Below are 2,891 nucleotides of genomic sequence, written 5' to 3' on the forward strand. Positions count from 1 at the left end.
AGGCCGGGCACGGCGGGCCCGCCGGGTGCACCGGACGCGCCGGAGGAGCCGGGCCCGCTGGAGGAGCCGGACGCGCTGGAGAACCCGGGCCCGCTGGAGGAGCCGGATGCGCTGGAGAACCCGGGTCCGCCGGACGAGCCGGACGCGGCGGGGAGTCCGGCTCCGCCGGGTGTGCCGGAGGGGTCGGACATGCCGGGAGATCCGGAGAGGTCGGGAACGGTCACGCCGAGGATGCTAACGCCGGGTTCCTCCGGACGATCGAACTGCCGTACGCTCATGGTCAAGCGAAGGCAATGGGAGGAAGCCGGTGTGAATCCGGCGCGGTCCCGCCACTGTGACCGGGGAGCGACCCCCGACCAGGCCACTGTCCGCGTGCGGACGGGAAGGCCGGGGCGAGCGTCGATCCGGGAGCCAGGAGACTCCGGCCGTCGCGTCCGCCGACGATTCGGGGCGAGGACCCCGAGGGAGGAAGAGTTTCCGTGCGCCCTTCGCCGTGCCCCCGTCCCGAGGGGCGTGCCGCGTGATCCTGCTGCTCTCCACCTCCGACACCGACCTGCTCAGCGCCCGCGCCAGCGGCGCCGCCTACCGGTTGGGCAACCCCGCCCGGCTCGCCGCCGGGGACCTGCCGCCGCTGCTGGAGGGCGCCGACCTGGTCGTGGTCCGGCTGCTCGGCGGGCGCCGCGCCTGGGAGGAGGGCCTGGACGCCCTGCTCTCCGGACCCCGGCCCGTCGTCGTGCTCGGCGGCGAGCAGGCGCCCGACGCCGAACTGATGGAGCTGTCGACGGTTCCCGGCGGCGTCTGCGCCGAGGCGCACGCCTACCTCGCCCACGGCGGTCCGGCCAACCTCGCCGAGCTGCACCGCTTCCTGTCCGACACCGTGCTGCTCACCGGCCACGGCTTCGCCGCCCCCGCGCCCACCCCGGCCTGGGGCGTGCTGGAGCGCGAGACCCGCCGGGACACCGCCGGGAACGCTGCCGGGAACACCGCCGGGGACGTCCCGGTCGTGGGGGTGCTGTACTACCGGGCCCACCATGTCGCCGGGAACACCGCGTTCGTCGAGACGCTCTGCGCGGCGGTCGAGGAGGCCGGCGCGCGGGCGCTGCCCGTCTACTGCGCCTCCCTGCGCACCGCCGAGCCCGCCCTGATCGAGACCCTGCGCCAGGTCGACGCCCTGGTGGTGACGGTGCTCGCCGCCGGGGGCACCCGCCCGGCCACCGTGTCGGCCGGCGGCGACGACGAGGCGTGGGACGTCGGGGCGCTGGCCGAGCTCGACGTGCCGATCCTGCAGGGACTCTGCCTGACGAGCAGCCGGGAGACCTGGGAGGGCAGCGACGACGGCCTCTCTCCGCTGGACGCCGCCACCCAGGTCGCCATCCCCGAGTTCGACGGCCGGATCATCACCGTGCCGTTCTCGTTCAAGGAGATCGACGCCGACGGGCTCACCGTCTACGCCGCCGACCCCGAGCGGGCCGCCCGGGTGGCCGGCATCGCCGTACGGCACGCCGCGCTGCGGCACGTCCCGTCCGCGGAGCGGCGGATCGTGCTGATGCTCTCGGCCTACCCGACCAAGCACTCCCGGATCGGCAACGCCGTCGGCCTGGACACCCCGGCGAGCCTGGTGCGGCTGCTGGCCGCGCTGCGCGAGCACGGTTACGACACCGGCGCCGAGGACGAGCTGCCCGGCGTGGCCGCCCAGGACGGCGACGCGCTGATCCACGCGCTGATCGCGGCGGGCGGGCAGGACCCCGACTGGCTCACCGAGGAGCGGCTGGCCGGCAACCCGGTGCGCATCGCCGCGCGCACCTACGCCGGGTGGTACGGCACGCTCCCGGCGGACCTGCGCGAGCGGATCGAGGCGCACTGGGGGCCGCCGCCCGGCGAGCTGTTCGTCGACCGGTCCCGCGACCCGGAGGGCGAGATCGTGCTGGCCGCGCTGCGCGCCGGGAACGTCGTGGTGATGGTCCAGCCGCCGCGCGGCTTCGGCGAGAACCCGATCGCCATCTACCACGACCCGGACCTGCCGCCGAGCCACCACTACCTGGCGGCCTACCGGTGGCTGGCCGACGGGTTCGGCGCGCACGCGGTCGTGCACGTCGGCAAGCACGGCAACCTGGAGTGGCTGCCCGGCAAGTCCGCGGGCCTGTCGGCCTCCTGCGGCCCGGACGCCGCCCTGGGCGACCTGCCGCTGATCTATCCGTTCCTGGTCAACGACCCCGGCGAGGGCACCCAGGCCAAGCGCCGCGCCCACGCCACCCTGGTCGACCACCTGGTGCCGCCGATGGCCCGCGCCGACGCCTACGGGGACCTGGCGCGGCTGGAGCAGCTCCTCGACGAGCACGCCTCGATCGCGGCCATGGACCCGGCCAAGCTCCCGGCGATCCGCGCCCAGATCTGGACGCTGATCCAGGCGGCCCGGCTCGACCACGACCTGGGGGTCGGGGACCGCCCGCACGACGCGGAGTTCGACGACTTCCTGCTCCACCTGGACGGCTGGCTCTGCGAGGTCAAGGACGTGCAGATCCGCGACGGCCTGCACGTGCTGGGCGCCGCGCCGGAAGGGCGGGTCCGCGTCGACCTGGTGCTCGCCATGCTCCGGGCCCGCCAGATGTGGGCGGGGAGCGAGGCGCTGCCCGGCCTGCGGGAGGCGCTGGGCCTGGCGGAGGACGGCGGCGTCGGCCGGGCGGACGTCGACGGGGCCGAGACGCTGGCCCGCTCGCTGGTCGAGGCCATGGAGGACCGAGGCTGGGACCCGGCCGCGGCGGCCGGCGCGGTCGCAGCCGTCCTCGGACCGGACGGCGGCGCCGTACCCGGATCGGGTGGCGGTGCCGTACCCGGATCGGACGGCGGCGCCGTACCCGGATCGGGTGGCGGTGCCGTACCCGGGCCGGGTG

The 2,891-nt window shown here is 75.9% G+C and carries 2 protein-coding genes and 1 riboswitch; of the genes, one reads left to right on the forward strand and one right to left on the reverse strand.

All coding sequences use genetic code 11. The features are described from left to right. Positions 1–224 (reverse strand): hypothetical protein (locus ACWJ6R_RS33815; protein WP_449066116.1); only part of this gene is annotated, 224 nt, incomplete at its 3' end. A gap of 74 nt (positions 225–298) precedes the next feature. Beyond that, positions 299–421, forward strand: a riboswitch (cobalamin riboswitch). 99 nt (positions 422–520) lie between these two features. Here ACWJ6R_RS33815 and ACWJ6R_RS33820 point away from each other — a divergent pair. After that, on the forward strand, positions 521–2,891 hold a 2,371-nt coding region (locus tag ACWJ6R_RS33820), incomplete at its 3' end, for a cobaltochelatase subunit CobN (protein WP_449066117.1).

This window comes from Planomonospora algeriensis (genome assembly GCF_977012225.1).